The organism is Streptomyces tatrensis (assembly GCF_049310065.1).
Lineage (GTDB): Bacteria > Actinomycetota > Actinomycetes > Streptomycetales > Streptomycetaceae > Streptomyces.
Genome location: NZ_JBMDLB010000011.1, coordinates 3,543,828 through 3,560,576, shown reverse-complemented (window position 1 = coordinate 3,560,576; position 16,749 = coordinate 3,543,828). Strand labels below are relative to the sequence as shown.

Genomic DNA, 16,749 nt, shown 5'->3' with positions numbered 1-16,749 from the left:
CGAGCCCGGTTGGCCTATACCTATGCCCATGAGAGTCCCGCGACGCATGCTCGCCGCCCTCCTCGTCCTCGCAGCCGTCCCCGCGGCCGCCTCCTGCAGCAGCGCCGCGAGAGGGGACGACGCCCGGCCCGGCGACGAGCCCCCCGTGGCGCTCGCGCCCTACGCACGGCTCCTGCCGGCGCCCGTCTCCGCGCACGCCGAAGGCCCCGGGTACGCCTTCGGCCCGGGCACGGTCATCCGTACCGGCCTCACCGACGACGAGGAGGTCCGCAGGGTCGGCGAACTCCTCGCCGAGCAGCTGCGCGGCCCCAGCGGGCTGCCGCTGCCCGTGGTCGACGGCGCGCAGGGCGACGGGATCCGGCTGCGGATCGACGGGGACGCCGAGGGGACCGGGGAGGAGGGCTACCGGCTGGAGTCCGGGCCCGGCGGGATCACCCTCACCGCCCGCACGCCCGAAGGCCTCTTCCACGCCGGCCAGACGCTGCGCCAGCTCCTGCCGGTGTCGGGTCCGGGGACGGTGCCCGGCGGCACGGTCACCGACGCGCCGCGCTTCGCGTACCGGGGGGCGATGGTGGACGTGGCCCGCCACTTCTTCACGGTGGAGCAGGTCAAGCGGTACGTCGACCAGCTCGCCCAGTACAAGGTCAACACCCTGCACCTGCACCTGACCGACGACCAGGGCTGGCGCATCGCGATCGACTCCTGGCCGAGGCTGGCGGAGTACGGGGGCGCGAGCGAGGTCGGCGGCGGGCCCGGCGGGCACTGGACGAAGGACGAGTACCGGGACCTGGTGGCGTACGCCTCGGAGCGGTACGTGGACGTGGTCCCGGAGATCGACATGCCCGGCCACGTGAACGCCGCGCAGGCCGCTTACGCGGAGCTGAACTGCGACGGCAAGGCGCGCGAGCGCTACACCGGGATCAAGGTCGGCTTCAGCTCGCTGTGCGTGGGCAAGGAGCGGACCTACGAGTTCATCGACCAGGTGCTGGGGGAGATCGCGGAGCTGACCCCCGGCAAGTACCTGCACATCGGCGGTGACGAGGCGCACTCCACGCCCGCGGCGGACTACGCGGCCTTCATGGACCGGGCACAGAAGGTGGTGGCGAAGCACGGCAAGACGGTGGTGGCCTGGCACCAGCTCGCCACGGCCCGGCCGGCCCCGGGGGCGGTGCTCCAGTACTGGGGCCACGACCGCACGGCGGCCTCCGAGAAGGCGGCGGTCGCCGCGGCAGCCAAGGCGGGCAACCCGGTGATCCTGTCCCCGGCCGACCGGCTCTACCTGGACATGAAGTACGACAAGGAGACCAAGCCGGGACTGGCCTGGGCCGGGTACGTACCCGTCCGCCGGGCCTACGACTGGGACCCGGGGGCCTACATGACGGATCTCCCGGAGTCCGCGGTCCTCGGGGTGGAGGCCCCGCTGTGGACGGAGACCATCGCGACGCGGGAGGACTGGGAGCTGATGGCCTTCCCGCGCGTCCTGGGCCTGGCGGAACTGGGCTGGTCCCCGGCGGCCACCCGCGACTGGACCTCGTACCGGCTGCGCCTGGCCGCCCAGGGCCCGCGCCTGGACGCCCAGGAGGTCACCTTCTTCCGGACGCCGGAGGTGCCGTGGGGCCGGTGACGGCCCGCCCGGACGGGGCGCCACCTGCCTGATCGCCGGATCGGACGGTGCTGCAGGATGTGCGGATGATATTCCGAGGCAAGAAGTTCCTGGGCGCCGTGGACCGGTTCGAGCAGGCCGTGCGCGCACAGGATCCTCCGGCGTCGGAGCGGGCGTTCGCGCAGCTCCACCGGACGATCGGCAAGGCCGGTGCCGCCGAGTACCGGGAGGCGGGACCCCGGCTGGCGGCGCTGCTCGGGGAGGTCCCGCCCGGGCCGCGGGCCACGGTCGCGGTGATCGTCGGGGCGTGCGTGGAACGGGGCGCGGACCCGGTCCCCTGCGCGCCGGGGATCCTCGCCGGGGCCACGGAGGCGTTCTCGGTCGCCGGGGAGTTCTGCGCGCGCTGGGCGGAGACGGGCGGCGGGGAACTGCCGGACCCCGAGGGCGAGCACACCGACGAGATCGCCGAGCGGGCGGGGCACGCGCTCGCGGCCGGCTGGTTCTCCCTGCCGGAGTGGGAGATGGCGGCCGTCGCGGTGCTCAGCGCGGCGACCGCGCGCCGGACGGTGGAGGGCAAGGCGGAGCTGCTCGCCGGCGTGGAGCGGGTGACCGAGGTCTCGGGTGACGCCTTCAAGTGCCTGACGTACGCCCTGCGGGTGCTGGACGACGAACCGCTCGTCGTCCTGCACCGCGAGAGCGGAACCGCCTTCGCCCTGCGCATGAGCGGAATCGGCGACAACTTCCAGCTGCACACCCTGCTTGCGGGCGTGCTCATCGGGGGGAAGCACGTGCCGGGCGAGGCGCCGTCGGCGCGGGAGGTCGCCGTGTGCCGGGACGCCGACGGGATGGTCCCGACGACCGGGGCGTTCAACCTGGTCGGTGCGGACGGAGTCTGGCTCTTCAACGAGGGCGTCCCGACCGACATCGCCGTCGTGGACGGCGTCCGGCTGCTCGTCCTGGACCCCTCCCCCTACCGGCGCAGCTGGGACGCCGGGCGGTTCTTCCCCGGTATGCCCGGCGACCTGGTGCTGGAGCGGGTGCTCGGCGCGGAGGAGGCCGCCGGCTGGTTCGGCAAAGTGGCTCCGGACAAGGGGTGGGCGCGCTCGTGAGGGACCGGAGCGGGCTCTAGAGCGCCGCCGTCGGGTCCTCGTCGGGGGACTGGCCCGCGTAGGCCTCCGCCAGGAGTTGGTCCTCGGTCGCGCCGAGGCGCCAGTAGCCGGTGAAGCGGACCGCGCGGCGGTCGACGCCGCTGTCCTGGACGAAGTGCCTGCGGACCGCGCGGATCGTCGCGGACTCGCCCGCGATCCAGGCGTACGGGGCTCCGGCGGCGGGCCGTTCGGCGGCCCGGAGGGCCTCCAGCACCCGGTCGGTGCGTTCCCGGCCGGCGCCCGGCTCCCGTACGACCCAGGTGATGTCCGCGTCGGCGGACGTCGGCAGGTACAGCCGGTCGTCCTCGTGCGGGACCTCGAACCAGGCCCGGACCGGGGTGCCCTCGGGGAGCCGGTCCAGGATCGCGGAGGCCGCGGGCAGGGCGGTCTCGTCGGCGTACATCAGGATCGCGTCGGTGGCGGCCGGTGGCTGGAAACGTACGGACTTGTTCTCCGCGACGGCCGGGCCGATGGCCATGATCCGGCGGCCGGTCACCGCGCGCCCCGCCCAGGACGAGGCGGGGGAGGAGGCGCCGTGCAGGACGAAGTCGATGTCCACCTCGTCCACGCCGGCGGCGGTCCGGCGCTGTTCGCGGACGGTGTACGAGCGCATCACCGGGCGCTCCTCGTCCGGCATCGCCCGCCAGTCCCCGAACCAGGTGTCCTCGCCCGTGGACGGCAGCGCCGTGTGCTCCCGGCCGGCGGGCGGCAGGAAGAGGGAGAGGCTCTGGTCGTAGCCGCCCGAGCGGAAGTCCTTCAGGGAGGCGCCGCCGAAGGTGACCCGCAGGAAGGAGTGGCCGAGCCGGCGCGTGCGGAGCACTTCGAGTTCGAAGAACCGGAAGTGCGGGATCGCTTTCCCGGGCGTCGTCGCGGCGTCGGTGCTGGTGGTCATGCGGAGGGTCCCCCTGGGATCGGTGCGATGACGGGCGATGCAGAAGGCCCCGGCACCTGGTGGGGCGCCGGGGCCGGACGGCTCGGGGTCAGCCGGTCTTCTTGGCGTTCTGGATGGCCTTGGTGAGCTCTTCGACGATCTGCGCGCACTTCTCGTAGGAGCAGATCGGCTCGGTCACGCGGGGGGTGATCTGGCCGGCCTTGACGGCGGGCATCTCGGCCCAGGTCGGCTTGGCCTTCAGCTCCTGCGGCTGGAGGGTGCCGGTGCGGTTGTCGAGGAGGATCACGTCGGCCTTGTACTTGCCGGCGTTCTCCCAGCTGAGGCTCTCGAAGAAGCCGCCCTCGACCTTGTCCGGGGTGACGAACTCGACGCCGAGCGACTGGAAGTACTTCAGGTCGGCGGAGGTGGCCGGGGTGGAGACGTAGAACAGGTCGGCGGCGCCGGAACCGACGAGCACCTTGATGCCGGGGTTCGCCTTGGTGGCCTCGCGGAGCTTCGCGGAGGCGGCCTCGAAGCGGGCCTTGGCGTCGACGGTCTTCTTGGTGTTCAGGTCGGCACCCAGGGAGGCGGCCAGCTCCGCGGTGCGGGCCAGCGCCTTGTCCATGGTGACGTCGCCGCCCGCGCCGATCGCGGCGGCCGGGGCCAGCTTCAGGATCTTGTCCTTGGAGGCCTCGGGCAGGTACCAGTAGCTGTCCTTCTCCCAGGTGTTGGTCACCAGGAGGTCGGGCTGGAGGGACGCGTACTTCTCGACGTTGAACTCGTCGTAGACGTTGCCGATGATCTCGACCTTGGAGATGTCCATCGAGCCGGCCTGTACGTCGGGCTTGCCGTCGGCGGTCTTCGTCGGGCCGAACACGCCCTTGACGTTGATCCCGTAGTCGTACAGCGCGGCCGCGGTGCCGGTGAAGGCGACGATGTTCTTCGGCGTGGACTTGGCGGTGACGTCCTTGCCCATGTCGTCCTTGAAGCTCCACCCGCCCGAAGCGGAGCCCTTGCCCTTGTCGCCCGACCCGTCCTTCGCGGAGTCGCTGCCACCGCAGGCGGTGAGCGCGGCCACGAGGCCGAGGGCGCCGCCTGCCGCGATGAGGCCGCGGCGGGTGAGGAGGGAGGAGCGGGACTTGGGCATGGCGATGTCCACTTTCGTGCGTACTGGGTGGCTCGGGCGTTCGATAGGAAGGTTAGCCTAACCTTTGCTGGAGTGGGCAAAGGGGGCCTGGGTTCGCCCGGGAACGCGGGAGCGGCCCGCGTGGGGACGCGGGCCGCTCCATGTGCGTCGGCCGGGAACCGGCCCTGTTCTACCGCGGCTACGGGGTCGCGTTGTCGTTCACGGTGAGGGTGGAGATCTCCTTGCCGCAGGGGCTGGTGGCGGCTTCGTGGGTGTCGTCTCCGGGGTACTGCACCACCCAGCGGTAGGTGCCGCTGGCGGATACGCGGTCAGTGGTGTTGTTGGTGCTGGCCGTCCCGCTGCTGAGGGGAGCCGTCTCGCTGTAGATGGGGGTACCCGTGCACGTGGCGTTGTTGTACAGGCTGAACGTCACGTCCCCCGTGGGAACCTCCGACCCGCCGGTGACCGAGACCGTGTCCTGCGGGAAGAAGCTCTGCGCGGTCGAGACCTGCGAGGCGGACTTCATGACCACGGACGTTTCGTTGGGGTCACCACAGGCGGTGGAGGCCCCTTCGTTGTTCGGGTCGCCGCTGTACTCGACGGTCCAGTAGTAGGTGCCGACGGAGGTCGGGGTGACGTCTCCCGAGTTGTAGTCGCCGGGGCCGTCCACCTGGACGGGCTCGAGACCGGTGTCGACGAGGCTGTCGGCCGGGCAGCCCGCCTCGCTGAAGAGGCTGAAGGTCAGCGTGCCGCCCGCGTCGGCCGAGGCTCCGCCGAGCGTGGCGGTGTCACTGATCGGGTCGCCGATCTCCACGTTCGTGCTCGCGGTGGTGATCAGCGAGGTGCAGTTGGTGATCTGCACCGGCGTCGGCGCGATGAAGTCCTTCAACTCGGAGTTGAACGAGTCCGAGGCGCGGCTCTTCACGTAGGCGGAGCCGAAGGTCCGGCACGTGCTGCCCGCCGGGAAGAGCGCGCTGTACGCGATCGCCGCCTCGCCGAACGTGAACTGGTCCAGCGGGCCGAGCCCGCCGGTCTCCGAGGCGGGGATGGGGGGCAGGGCGGGGTTGCCGTTGGGGTTGCCGTTGACCGAACCCAGCGCCTGACCGCCCGGGCCGCTGATGACGCTGGCCGGGCCCCAGGCCGAGCCGGTCCAGGTGCGGATGGAGATGGCCGCGCTGGTGCCGCCCCGGGAGAGGTCGTAGGTGATCAGCTTGTCGCCCGGGGTGCGTACCGGGGTCGCGGTCTGGATGGCCCCGTTGCTCGCGCAGTTGGTCGGCGACGCGTTCACGTCGCAGAACTTCTGGTTCAGCTCGAAGTCCATGTTCGTGGTGCCGGTCGGGCTGTTCCTCCGCTGCCAGAAGAGCTCCAGGAACTTCGCCGTGGCGGTCGTCTCGCTGTACACGCCGAAGTTGAGCAGGTCGCTCTTGTTCGGCGGGATCGAGCCGCGGACGATCGTCGGGTTCGCGTCGTCCTCCTTCGTGCCCATGCCGAAGGAGTCGTCGGAGGAGCCGCTGGGCCGGTCGGGCTTGACGATGACCCCGGAGCGGAACGGGGTGTTGGCGCCGCCTTCGAGCCAGTCGATGCAGCCCGCGCCGTCGACCTTCAGGTTCGCGACGGTGTCGATCTCGAAATCACTGCCCGCCAGCACGCTCGGCGTGGCGCAGGTCTGGGCTGCTGCCGCCAACGCCTGGGCGTTCAGTGCCGCGGGCACGGTCAACGCGGCGGCGAGGGAGGCGGTGAGAATCGCTGCCCTGAGCCGAAGCCTTCTCCGGGTCCGGGGCGGCTGCACGGAACTGATCACTGGGGGTTCTCCTCGTTTGGTTGAGGCCGGAGCGCGCCTTCGTCGTCACAGGGGTTACCGAGCTGCGGCTGAGACCGAGGGATAGCGCGCGGCCAGGAACCTAACAGCTATAAATTGCGCATATGTGGCAACACTCGGTAATCGCTTGATCTCGTGATTAATCACGGAATAGACAGAAAAGCGGCCCGCGTAAGAACGCGGGCCGCTATGGAACGGAGGGGATCAGCCGCCAAGCCCCAGCTCACGGGCGATCAGCATGCGCTGCACCTCGCTCGTGCCCTCGCCGATCTCCAGGATCTTCGAGTCGCGCCACATGCGGGCCACCGGGTACTCGTTCATGAACCCGTAGCCGCCGTGGATCTGCGTGGCGTCGCGCGCGTTGTCGACCGCCACCGTCGAGGAGTACAGCTTCGCGATGGCCGCCTCCTTCTTGAACGGCTCCCCGGCCACGAGCCGGGAGGCCGCGTCGCGCCAGCCGATCCGGGCCATGTGGGCGCGCATCTCCATGTCCGCCAGCTTGAACTGGATGGCCTGGTTGTCGCCGATCGCCCGGCCGAAGGCGTGCCGCTCCTTGGCGTACTTCACCGACTCGTCCACGCAGCCCTGCGCCAGGCCCGTCGCGAGCGCCGAGATGGCCACGCGGCCCTCGTCCAGGATCCGCAGGAACTGGGCGTAGCCGCGGCCCTCCGCGCCGACCAGGTTGGCGAGGGGGACCCGTACGCCGTCGAAGGACAGCTCACGGGTGTCCGAGGAGTTCCAGCCGACCTTGGAGTAGGGGGCGGCCACCGTGAAGCCGGGGGTGCCCGACGGGACGATGATCGAGGAGATCTCGGGGCGGCCGTCCGCCTTGCGGCCCGTCACGGCGGTGACGGTGACCAGACCGGTGATGTCCGTACCGGAGTTGGTGATGAAGCACTTCGAGCCGTTGATCACCCACTCGTCGCCGTCCCGGACGGCGGTCGTGCGCGTGCCGCCCGCGTCGCTGCCGGCGCCGGGCTCGGTCAGGCCGAAGGCGCCGAGGATCTCGCCGGAGCACATCCTCGGCAGCCACTGCTGCTTCTGCTCCTCGGTACCGAAGAGGTACAGGGGCATCGCGCCGAGCGAGACGCCGGCCTCCAGGGTGATGGCGACCGAGGAGTCGACGCGGGCCAGCTCCTCCAGGGCGATGCCGAGGGCGAGGTAGTCGCCGCCCATGCCGCCGTACTCCTCCGGGAAGGGCAGGCCGAACAGGCCCATGCGGCCCATCTCGCGGACGATCTCGTACGGGAACTCGTGCCGCTCGTACAGATCGCCGATCTTGGGCGCCACCACATCGTGCGCGAACGCCTCGACGGTGCGGCGGAGTTCCTCGTGCTCGGGGGTGAGCCGGTGGTCGAGGGCCATGGTCTTCGTTACTCCTTGTGGGAGAGGGCGCGGACGGTACGGGAGGGGCTGGGACGCCCCAGCTGCTCGGCCATCCACACGCTCGTGGCGGTGAGGGCTGCAAGGTCGACCCCGGTCTCGACGCCGAGGCCGTCGAGCATCCAGACGAGGTCTTCGGTCGCGAGATTGCCGGTGGCGCTCTTGGCGTACGGGCATCCGCCGAGGCCGCCCGCGGAGGCGTCGACGGTGGTCACGCCGTGCTGGAGCGCGGCGAGGGTGTTGGACAGGGCCTGGCCGTAGGTGTCGTGGAAGTGCACGCCGATCCGGTCGGTGCCCACGCCCTCCTCGTTGAGCGCGGAGAGCAGGGCCTGCACGTGACCCGGGGTGGCGACGCCGATGGTGTCGCCGAGGCTCAGCTCGTCGCAGCCGAGGTCCATGAGGGCCTTGGCGACGCCGACCACCTGGTGGACCGGGACCGGTCCCTCCCAGGGGTCGCCGAAGCACATGGAGAGGTAGCCGCGGACATGGGCCTTGTGGTCCTTGGCGCGGGCCACCACGGGCTCGAACATCGCGAGGGACTCGGCGACGGTCCGGTTGAGGTTGCGGGAGGCGAAGGTCTCGGTGGCCGAACCGAAGACGGCGATCCGGGTGGCACCGAGCGCGAGCGCGCGGTCCAGGCCGCGGTCGTTGGGGACCAGGACCGGCAGCTCGGCGTGCACGTCGGCGAGGAGCGGGAACAGCTCCTCGGCGTCGGCCAGCTGGGGGACCCACCGGGGGTGCACGAAGCTCGTGGCCTCGATGGTGGTGAGCCCGGCGGCGGCCAGCCGGTGCACGAACTCGGCCTTGACGTGGGTGGGGACGGCCGTCTTCTCGTTCTGCAGCCCGTCCCGGGCGCCCACCTCGTGGATCCGGACCCGGGCCGGGAGCTCTTGGGCGGGGAAGGTCATCGGGAGCCCGTTCACTTGGCCTCCTCCTCTTCGTCCGGGGTCACCACGGCCAGGACCTGGTCCATGGCGACGGTGGAGCCGGGAGTCACGTCGATCTCGGTGACGGTGCCGGCGTGCGGGGCGGAGATGACGTGTTCCATCTTCATGGCCTCGACCACGAGCAGGCTCTGACCGGCGGCCACCCTGTCGCCGACGGCCACCTTCACGACGGTGACGGTGCCGGGCATGGGGGCCGCGAGGGTGTCGGCGCCGCCGCGTCCTGCGCCGCGGAGGTTCGCCTCGACCGGGTCGTACGCCTGGACGTGCCAGGAGTCGCCGTCGCGGCCGAGCCAAGTCCCCTCCGGGGAGGGGGCATGGCTGAACCGGTGGGTGACCCCGTCGAGCTCGATGGTGAGGTGGTCGGTGGTGCGGTGGACGATCCGGCCCCGGGCCGGTGCGCTGGGGCTCTGCCCCAGACCCCGCGCCTCAAACGCCGGCGGGGCTGAATTCGGGCCGGCGTCGCCTTCAGGTGCGGGCGGTGGGGAGTCGGCCGGGCCGAGGAGGAGTTCCGTGTGCGGACCGGGGGTGCTGGGGCTCTGCCCCATGCCGGGACCGGCGGGGCGGGTGCGGACCTCCACCGGGTCTTGGCCGGGAAGGCGGAAGTGGTGGACCGTCCAGGCGGGGGTGCCGCCCAGGCGCCAGCCGTTGGCGGCGTCGAACGGGTCGACCCAGGCGGCGGAGCCGCCGGTCCGGCTGTGCTGTGAGCCCCCGGCAGGGTTTCGGGAAGGGGCGGGGTGGGGGAATGTCAGCAGCGCAGCCGCCGCGTACACCTCGTCCGGCACCCCCTCCGGGAGGAGCTCGGCGAGGTCCCGCTCCACCAACCCGGTGTCCAGGTCGCCCGACACCACGTCCGGGTGGGCCAGCAGGCGGCGCAGGAAGCCGGTGTTGGTCTGGACGCCCAGGATCACGGTGTCGGCCAGAGCGCCCCGCAGTACGCGCAGCGCGGCCGCCCGGTCGGGACCGTAGGCGATGACCTTCGACAGCATCGGGTCGTAGGTCGACCCGGTGTCGACCCCCGCCGCGAGGCCGGAGTCCGTGCGGACGGAGCCGCCGGACGGCTCCGACAGGGCCAGCACCATGCCGCCGGAGGGCAGGAAGCCCCGCGCCGGATCCTCCGCGCAGACGCGGGCCTCGATCGCGTGCCCGGTCAGCCGGACATCCGACTGGCCGAAGCCCAGCTCCGCGCCGGCCGCGACCCGGAGCTGCTGCTCCACCAGGTCCAGGCCCGTGATGAGCTCGGTCACCGGGTGCTCCACCTGGAGCCGGGTGTTCATCTCCATGAAGTAGTACGAGGCGGGGTCGTGGCCCGGGACGATGAACTCCACCGTCCCCGCGCCGACGTACCCGCAGGACCGCGCCGCCTCCACCGCCGCCGCGCCCATCGAGGCCCGCAGCTCCGGCGTCAGCAGGACCGACGGGGCCTCCTCGATCACCTTCTGGTGGCGCCGCTGGAGCGAGCACTCGCGCTCCCCGAGGTGGACCACGTTCCCGTGCGCGTCCGCCAGTACCTGGATCTCGATGTGCCGGGGCCGGTCCACCCAGCGCTCCACGAGCAGGGTGTCGTCGCCGAAGGAGGACTTCGCCTCGCGGCGGGCCGCCGCGATCTCCTCGCCGAGCAGCGCGGAGTCCCGTACGAGCCGCATGCCCTTGCCGCCGCCGCCCGCCGAGGGCTTCAGCAGGACCGGCATGCCGATCTGCTCGGCGGCGGCGACCAGTTCGGCGTCGGACAGCCCGCTGCCCGAGGATCCGGGGACCACGGGCACGCCCGCGGCCTTGACGGTCTCCTTGGCGCGGATCTTGTCGCCCATCAGGGAGATCGCCGAGGCCGGCGGCCCGATGAAGGCCAGGCCGGCGTCCGCGCAGGCGGCCGCGAAGGCGGCGTTCTCCGCGAGGAAGCCGTAGCCGGGGTGCACGGCCTCGGCGCCCGTGCGGCGTGCGGCGTCGAGCAGCCGCTCCACCGACAGGTAGCTCTCGGCGGCCGCCGCCGGGCCGATGCGGACGGCCGTGTCGGCCTCCCGTACGTGCCGGGCGTCCGCGTCGGCGTCGCTGAAGACGGCCACGGAACGGATGCCGAGCTCCCGCAGCGTGCGGATGACGCGGACCGCGATCTCGCCCCGGTTGGCGACCAGAACAGTGCTGAACATCAGTGAGGTCCTCACGTCACATACGGAAGATGCCGAAGCCCGAGTCGCTCAGGGGAGCGTTCGCGCACGCGGTCAGGGCCAGTCCCAGCACCTGCCGGGTCTCCATCGGGTCGATGACCCCGTCGTCCCACAGCCGCGCCGTGGCGTAGTAGGCGTTGCCCTGTTCCTCGTACTGCGCCCGGACCGGGGCCTTGAAGGCCTCCTCGTCCTCGGCCGGCCACTCCTGGCCCGCGCCCTCGATCTGGTCGCGCTTGACCGTCGCCAGGACGGAGGCCGCCTGCTCGCCGCCCATCACGGAGATCTTGGCGTTGGGCCACATCCACAGGAAGCGGGGGCTGTACGCCCGCCCGCACATCGAGTAGTTGCCCGCGCCGTACGAGCCGCCGACCACCACCGTGAGCTTGGGGACCCGGGTGCAGGCCACGGCCGTGACCATCTTGGCGCCGTGCTTGGCGATGCCGCCCGCTTCGTAGTCCCGGCCGACCATGAAGCCGGAGATGTTCTGGAGGAAGAGGAGCGGGATGCCGCGCTGGTCGCACAGCTCGATGAAGTGCGCGCCCTTCTGGGCCGATTCGGAGAACAGGATGCCGTTGTTGGCGACGATCCCGACCGGGTGGCCGTGGATCCGGGCGAAGCCGGTGACCAGGGTCTGCCCGAACTCCGCCTTGAACTCCTGGAATCGGGAGCCGTCCACGATCCGGGCGATGATCTCGCGGGCGTCGTACGGGGTGCGGGAGTCGACCGGCACCGCGCCGTACAGCCCGTACGGGTCCACCTTGGGCTCCTCGGGAGCCTCGACCGACCAGGGCAGGGCCTGGCGCTCGGGCAGGGTCGCCACGATGTTCCGTACGATCCGCAGCGCGTGGGCGTCGTCCTCCGCGAGGTGGTCGGTGACCCCGGAGATCCGGGAGTGGACCTCGCCGCCGCCGAGCTCCTCGGCCGTGACCACCTCTCCGGTGGCGGCCTTCACCAGCGGCGGGCCGCCGAGGAAGATCGTGCCCTGGCCGCGGACGATGACGGCCTCGTCGCTCATGGCCGGTACGTACGCGCCGCCCGCCGTGCAGGAGCCGAGGACGGCGGCGATCTGCGGGATGCCGGCCCCCGACATGCGGGCCTGGTTGTAGAAGATGCGGCCGAAGTGGTCCCGGTCGGGGAAGACTTCGTCCTGCATGGGCAGGAAGGCGCCGCCCGAGTCGACCAGGTAGAGGCAGGGGAGACGGTTCTCCAGGGCCACCTCCTGGGCGCGCAGGTGCTTCTTCACGGTCATCGGGTAGTACGTGCCGCCCTTGACGGTGGCGTCGTTCGCGACGATCACGCACTCGCGGCCGCTGACCCGGCCGATGCCGGCGATCACCCCGGCGGCCGGGGCCGCGCCCCCGTACATGCCCTCGGCGGCCAGCGGGGCCAGCTCCAGGAAGGGGGACCCGGGGTCGAGGAGGGCGTCCACGCGGTCGCGCGGCAGCAGCTTCCCGCGGGCGGTGTGGCGGGCGCGGGCCTTCTCCCCGCCGCCGAGCCGGGCCGCCTCCAGGCGGGCCCGCAGGCCCTCGGAGAGCTCGCGGTGGGCGGCCTCGTTGGCCCGCCAGGCATCGGACGCCGGGTCGGCGGCGCTCGTCAGCGCTGGTGCCTGCTGCATCGGTCGAGCTCCCTTGCTCGGTGCGCTCCGGTTCATTCGGTTAATGAGCGTTAACGCATGTGGGACTTAGGTTAACGACCGCTAACGGCCCTGTCTAGAATGGATTCCCATGAGCACCAGAGCAGCCGCCCCGACCCGGCGCGAGCAGATCCTCGGCGAGGCTGCGCGCCTCTTCGCCGAGCGCGGTTTCCACGGCGTGGGCGTGGACGAGATAGGGGCCGCGGTGGGCATCAGCGGCCCCGGCCTGTACCGGCACTTCGCGGGCAAGGACGCGATGCTCGCCGAACTGCTCGTCGGCATCAGCGAACGGCTGCTCACGGGCGGCCGCCATCGCGTGGAGGAGGCGGCCGGTGACCCGTCCGGCGTACTGGCCTCGCTGATCGACGGCCACATCGACTTCGCGCTCGACGACCGGGCGCTGATCACCCTCCACGACCGGGAGCTGGACCGGCTGCGCGAGGCCGACCGCAAGCTCGTACGGCAGCTGCAGCGCCAGTACGTCGAGCTGTGGGTCGACGTCGTACGGGAGCTGCACCCCGAGGTGGGCGAGGCGGAGGTACGCGTCTCCGTACACGCGGTCTTCGGGCTGCTGAACTCCACCCCCCACCTGGCCGCGCTCGGCCGGGACGCGACGGAGTCGCTGCTGCGGCGGCTCGCGAACGGGGCCTTCGGGGCGCTGTCGGGATGACCGGCCGCGTCCGCAGGTCGGGATGGACGGGACGGCTCCGGGTGCTCGGCGGCAGAATGGGCCGCATGCCGAAGCCGATAGAGAAGCCTGTGCCCAGCCGAGCCGAACTCATCGACCACCTGGTCCGCACGCGGATCGCGGGGGACGTGGCGACGCCGCGCGACAACAACCTCTCCCACTACCGCAAGCTCGCCAACGGCGACCGGCACTACTGGCTGGGCCTGGAGCTGGGCGACCGCTGGACGGACGAGCAGGACGTGCTCGCGGTGATGGCGGAGCGGTGCGGGGTCGTGGACGACCCCGCGCACCGCGTCGGCCAGGACACCATCGACCCCGAACTGACGGTGTCCGCCCTGGACCGGATGGCCGCGCGGCTGCGCAAGGCCGCGCTGGACCGGCAGAGCGTGCTGCTGGCCACGGGGCACCCGGGCGGGCTGCTGGACGTGCACCGGGCCACCGCCGACGCGTTGCGCGCGGCGGGCTGCGAGATCGTGGTGATCCCGCCGGGGCTCGTCGCCGACGAGGGCTCGGTGTGGCAGTTCGCGGACGTCGCGGTGCTGGAGCGGGGGGCGACGCTGTGGCACACCCACTCCCCGGAGCCGATGGCGGCGATCCTGGACGCGCTGGCGGCCCATGGCCGCCCTCAGCCCGACCTGGTCGTCGCCGACCACGGCTGGGCGGGGTGTGCGGCGCAGCGCGGGCTGGACGCGGTGGGCTACGCCGACTGCAACGACCCGGCGCTGTTCCTGGCCGAGGCCGAAGGCACCCTCCAGGTGGCGGTCCCCCTGGACGACCACGTCCGGGACCCCCGCTTCTACGACCCGATGGTCGCGTACCTGCTTGCGGGGGCGGGCCTGCTGTAGCCCTGACGGGTCGCCTGGTGCGGCGCCGCTGCAGGGGACCGGTCCCCGGACCCCTGCGCCTCAAACGCCGGCGGGGCTGGGGGGTTGCTGGGGCTCGGTGGCTGCGGGTGGGGGTCGGTGCCGGGGGCGGGGTGGGGTGTCGGCCTGGACTGCATGATTTAGGCGCCCTGTGTTCGGCTTTGAGAGTGGCGGGCTTCTTGTGCGCCACAAATCACGCTTTACGTCCAGTCCGACACCCCACCCCGCCCCCGTCCCCGACCCCGCCGAGCCTCCGGCCGCGGCCGGGGGGAACGTCCGACCCCGACTGGGGGGAACGTCCAGTCCTGCCCGGGGGCCGAGTGTTCCCTCCCGGCCGGGGTTTGTCTTTTTAGCCGTCCGGCGTTTGAGGACCGGGGTCTGGGGCGGAGCCCCAGGGGTCCGGGCGCAGCCCGGTGCCCCGTTCCCTTCAGCCTGTCCGGCGTTTGAGGACCGGGTCAGGGCCGCCCTGGGAACGGTGGAAGGGCGGGTCGGGGACTTCGCCCCGCAGGGCCGCCCCGGGACGGCGGTGGCGGCAGCCCCGCCCGGCCACCGACGGACGGAGTCCGGCGCAGCCGGGTGAAGCCCCCGCAGCGGTGCGAGCTCGGCGTTAAGAAGGAGAAGGAGTAGGAGTCGGGTCCAGGTAGACCCGGCGGATCGCCGGGAAGCGGTCCCGGAGCTGCGCCTCCGCGACCTCGCACGCCGCCTCCACCTGCGCAGCAGACGCCAGATCGTGGAAGTCGACCTTCGCTGCGATCAGCACCTCCGACGGCCCCTGCACGATCGTCGTCAGTTCGAGGACGCCCTCGATGTGCAGCACGGACAGCAGCTCCTCCCGGACCTCCGCCCGCATCGCCTCCGGCAGCGGCCGCCCGATCAGGTACTGCGCGTTCGAGCGCCCCAGCTCCCACGCCACCCACACCAGCAGCAGCCCGATGAGGAGCGAGGCCACCCCGTCGTACGCGCCCGACCCCGTGAGCTGCGCCCCCAGCAGGCCGCCGGCGGCCAGCGCCAGCCCGATCAGGGCGGCCACGTTCTCCAGGAGGACGGCCTTCACGGCCGTGTCCGGGGTGTGTTTCACGTACAGGCCCAGCGGCGCCCGCATCCGCGCCGCCTCGCCCTTGACCTGCCGCCAGGCGACCAGGAGGGAGTAGCCCTCCAGGACGGCGGCCACGGCCAGGATGATGTAGGAGAGGGTCGGATTGCCGGGGTCCTCGCCGTGGACCAGCGTGTGGATGCCGTCGTAGATGGCGAACACCGCGCCGCCGACGAAGGTGGCGATCGATGCCAGGAGTGCCCAGATGTACCGCTCCGGCCCGTAGCCCAGCGGGTGCGCCTCGTCCGCCGGCTTCGCGCTCCGCTTGAGGGAGGCCAGGAGCATCACCTCGGTCACCGTGTCGGCCACCGAGTGCGCCGCTTCGGAGAGCATCGCGCTCGATCCGCTCACGATCCCGCCCACGGCCTTGGCCGCGGCGATGCCGAGGTTCGTGACGACGGCGACGATGACCGTGCCCACGCTCTCGTTCTCACCCGGGCCCTCGCCCTGGTCGCCGGTTCCGCTTCCGTTCACCATCGCATCGCTGCTGGACATGGTGTGACGTTACGTCGGACGGCCGTACTACGCGCGCGGGACGCGCACCACGCCCTCCTGGATGACCGTCACGGCGAGCCTGCCGTCCTGGGTCCAGATCCGGGCCTGGCCGAGGCCCCGGCCGGCGGCCGCCGAGGGCGACTCCTGGTCGTACAGCAGCCATTCGTCGGCGCGGAACGGCCGGTGGAACCACATCGCGTGGTCGAGTGATGCGCCGACCACGTCGCCCACCGCCCATCCGCCCTTCCCGTGCGCGAGCAGCACCGAGTCGAGCAGGGTCATGTCCGAGACGTAGGTGGCCAGGCAGGTGTGCAGGAGCGGGTCGGCGCTCTCCAGCTTGCCGGCGGTACGGAACCACACCTGCGAGCGCGGTTCGACCGGTTCGCCGACGCTGCCCCAGGGCGGGACCGTCGCGTACCGCAGGTCCACCGCGCCGCGCGCCTCGATGAGCCGTTCCACCGTGCCCGGGTTGCGGAACACCTCCCGGTAGAGGGGGAGGGATTCGGCGGCCGTCGGGAGGGTCTCCGGATCGGGGGCGTCGGGCATCGCGGCCTGGTGGTCGAGGCCCTCCTCGTACGTCTGGAAGGACGCGGAGAGGTGGAAGATCGGCTGGCCGTGCTGGACGGCGACGACGCGGCGCGTGGTGAAGGAGCGTCCGTCGCGGATCCGGTCGACCGAGTACACGATGGGCGCGCCGGGGTCGCCGGCGCGCAGGAAGTACGAGTGCAGCGAGTGCGCGGTGCGGTCCTCGGGGACGGTCCGGCCCGCCGCCACCAGGGCCTGGGCCGCGACCTGGCCGCCGAAGACCCGCGGTACCAGCGCGGAACGGCTGGTACCGCGGAAGATGTTCTCCTCGATCTGCTCGAGGTCGAGCAGGTCGAGGAGAGTCGTGAGGGCCTCGTTCATGGGGGAAGGCTA

The 16,749-nt window shown here is 72.0% G+C and carries 13 protein-coding genes; 4 read left to right on the top strand and 9 right to left on the bottom strand.

The annotated features are described in order from the left end of the window. The first annotated feature begins 28 nt into the window (after positions 1–28). Both ACODT5_RS31845 and ACODT5_RS31840 read left to right on the top strand, forming a co-directional pair. Positions 29–1,624 (top strand): beta-N-acetylhexosaminidase, encoded by a 1,596-nt coding sequence (locus ACODT5_RS31845; protein ID WP_422522588.1) that lies wholly within the window; start codon positions 29–31, stop codon positions 1,622–1,624. A 65-nt stretch (positions 1,625–1,689) separates the two neighbouring features. Further along, positions 1,690–2,712 carry a hypothetical protein gene (locus ACODT5_RS31840; RefSeq protein WP_422522587.1) on the top strand — a complete coding sequence of 341 codons (1,023 nt, stop codon included), beginning with the start codon at positions 1,690–1,692 and terminating at the stop codon, positions 2,710–2,712. Positions 2,713–2,728: 16 nt separating this feature from the next. Here ACODT5_RS31840 and ACODT5_RS31835 read toward each other — a convergent pair whose 3' ends face one another. The 7 genes from ACODT5_RS31835 to ACODT5_RS31805 all read right to left on the bottom strand — a co-directional run bounded on the left by ACODT5_RS31835 (position 2,729) and on the right by ACODT5_RS31805 (position 12,674). After that, complete coding sequence (locus ACODT5_RS31835; protein ID WP_422522586.1) at positions 2,729–3,643, bottom strand: siderophore-interacting protein; 915 nt, start codon at positions 3,641–3,643, stop codon at positions 2,729–2,731. A gap of 88 nt (positions 3,644–3,731) precedes the next feature. Beyond that, positions 3,732–4,769: an ABC transporter substrate-binding protein gene (locus ACODT5_RS31830; RefSeq protein ID WP_422522585.1), complete on the bottom strand. Its 1,038-nt coding sequence runs from the start codon at positions 4,767–4,769 to the stop codon at positions 3,732–3,734. A 178-nt stretch (positions 4,770–4,947) separates the two neighbouring features. Beyond that, positions 4,948–6,549: an Ig-like domain-containing protein gene (locus ACODT5_RS31825; protein WP_422522584.1), complete on the bottom strand. Its 1,602-nt coding sequence runs from the start codon at positions 6,547–6,549 to the stop codon at positions 4,948–4,950. A 222-nt stretch (positions 6,550–6,771) separates the two neighbouring features. Next, positions 6,772–7,932, bottom strand: a complete 1,161-nt coding sequence (locus ACODT5_RS31820; RefSeq protein ID WP_422522583.1) for an acyl-CoA dehydrogenase family protein — start codon at positions 7,930–7,932, stop codon at positions 6,772–6,774. A gap of 8 nt (positions 7,933–7,940) precedes the next feature. Next, complete coding sequence (locus tag ACODT5_RS31815; RefSeq protein ID WP_422525102.1) at positions 7,941–8,858, bottom strand: hydroxymethylglutaryl-CoA lyase; 918 nt, start codon at positions 8,856–8,858, stop codon at positions 7,941–7,943. A gap of 11 nt (positions 8,859–8,869) precedes the next feature. Then, positions 8,870–11,041, bottom strand: coding sequence for an ATP-binding protein (locus ACODT5_RS31810; RefSeq protein WP_422522582.1), 2,172 nt, complete (start codon positions 11,039–11,041; stop codon positions 8,870–8,872). Between the two features lie 16 nt (positions 11,042–11,057). Then, positions 11,058–12,674 carry a carboxyl transferase domain-containing protein gene (locus ACODT5_RS31805; protein WP_422522581.1) on the bottom strand — a complete coding sequence of 539 codons (1,617 nt, stop codon included), beginning with the start codon at positions 12,672–12,674 and terminating at the stop codon, positions 11,058–11,060. A 109-nt stretch (positions 12,675–12,783) separates the two neighbouring features. Here ACODT5_RS31805 and ACODT5_RS31800 point away from each other — a divergent pair, with 109 nt between their 5' ends. Further along, positions 12,784–13,362: an SACE_7040 family transcriptional regulator gene (locus tag ACODT5_RS31800; RefSeq protein ID WP_422522580.1), complete on the top strand. Its 579-nt coding sequence runs from the start codon at positions 12,784–12,786 to the stop codon at positions 13,360–13,362. Between the two features lie 65 nt (positions 13,363–13,427). Continuing rightward, positions 13,428–14,225: a phosphatase gene (locus ACODT5_RS31795; RefSeq protein WP_422522579.1), complete on the top strand. Its 798-nt coding sequence runs from the start codon at positions 13,428–13,430 to the stop codon at positions 14,223–14,225. Between the two features lie 625 nt (positions 14,226–14,850). Here the strand turns inward: ACODT5_RS31795 and ACODT5_RS31790 are convergent. Together ACODT5_RS31790 and tesB are read right to left on the bottom strand one after the other, a co-directional pair. Continuing rightward, entirely contained in the window at positions 14,851–15,813 is a 963-nt protein-coding gene (locus ACODT5_RS31790) for a cation diffusion facilitator family transporter (RefSeq protein ID WP_422525101.1), read from the bottom strand. 45 nt (positions 15,814–15,858) lie between these two features. After that, entirely contained in the window at positions 15,859–16,737 is an 879-nt protein-coding gene (gene tesB, locus ACODT5_RS31785) for an acyl-CoA thioesterase II (RefSeq protein WP_422522578.1), read from the bottom strand. Positions 16,738–16,749: the final 12 nt, after the last annotated feature.

What these genes read in the sequence shown, in the direction of transcription:
- ACODT5_RS31815 (WP_422525102.1), bottom strand. Translation starts at nt 8,858, where the DNA reads ATGACCTTCCCCGCCCAAGAGCTCCCGGCCCGGGTCCGGATCCACGAG.
- ACODT5_RS31830 (WP_422522585.1), bottom strand. Translation starts at nt 4,769, where the DNA reads ATGCCCAAGTCCCGCTCCTCCCTCCTCACCCGCCGCGGCCTCATCGCG.
- tesB (WP_422522578.1), bottom strand. Translation starts at nt 16,737, where the DNA reads ATGAACGAGGCCCTCACGACTCTCCTCGACCTGCTCGACCTCGAGCAG.
- ACODT5_RS31820 (WP_422522583.1), bottom strand. Translation starts at nt 7,932, where the DNA reads ATGGCCCTCGACCACCGGCTCACCCCCGAGCACGAGGAACTCCGCCGC.
- ACODT5_RS31805 (WP_422522581.1), bottom strand. Translation starts at nt 12,674, where the DNA reads ATGCAGCAGGCACCAGCGCTGACGAGCGCCGCCGACCCGGCGTCCGAT.
- ACODT5_RS31790 (WP_422525101.1), bottom strand. Translation starts at nt 15,813, where the DNA reads ATGGTGAACGGAAGCGGAACCGGCGACCAGGGCGAGGGCCCGGGTGAG.
- ACODT5_RS31810 (WP_422522582.1), bottom strand. Translation starts at nt 11,041, where the DNA reads ATGTTCAGCACTGTTCTGGTCGCCAACCGGGGCGAGATCGCGGTCCGC.
- ACODT5_RS31835 (WP_422522586.1), bottom strand. Translation starts at nt 3,643, where the DNA reads ATGACCACCAGCACCGACGCCGCGACGACGCCCGGGAAAGCGATCCCG.
- ACODT5_RS31800 (WP_422522580.1), top strand. Translation starts at nt 12,784, where the DNA reads ATGAGCACCAGAGCAGCCGCCCCGACCCGGCGCGAGCAGATCCTCGGC.
- ACODT5_RS31795 (WP_422522579.1), top strand. Translation starts at nt 13,428, where the DNA reads ATGCCGAAGCCGATAGAGAAGCCTGTGCCCAGCCGAGCCGAACTCATC.
- ACODT5_RS31840 (WP_422522587.1), top strand. Translation starts at nt 1,690, where the DNA reads ATGATATTCCGAGGCAAGAAGTTCCTGGGCGCCGTGGACCGGTTCGAG.
- ACODT5_RS31845 (WP_422522588.1), top strand. Translation starts at nt 29, where the DNA reads ATGAGAGTCCCGCGACGCATGCTCGCCGCCCTCCTCGTCCTCGCAGCC.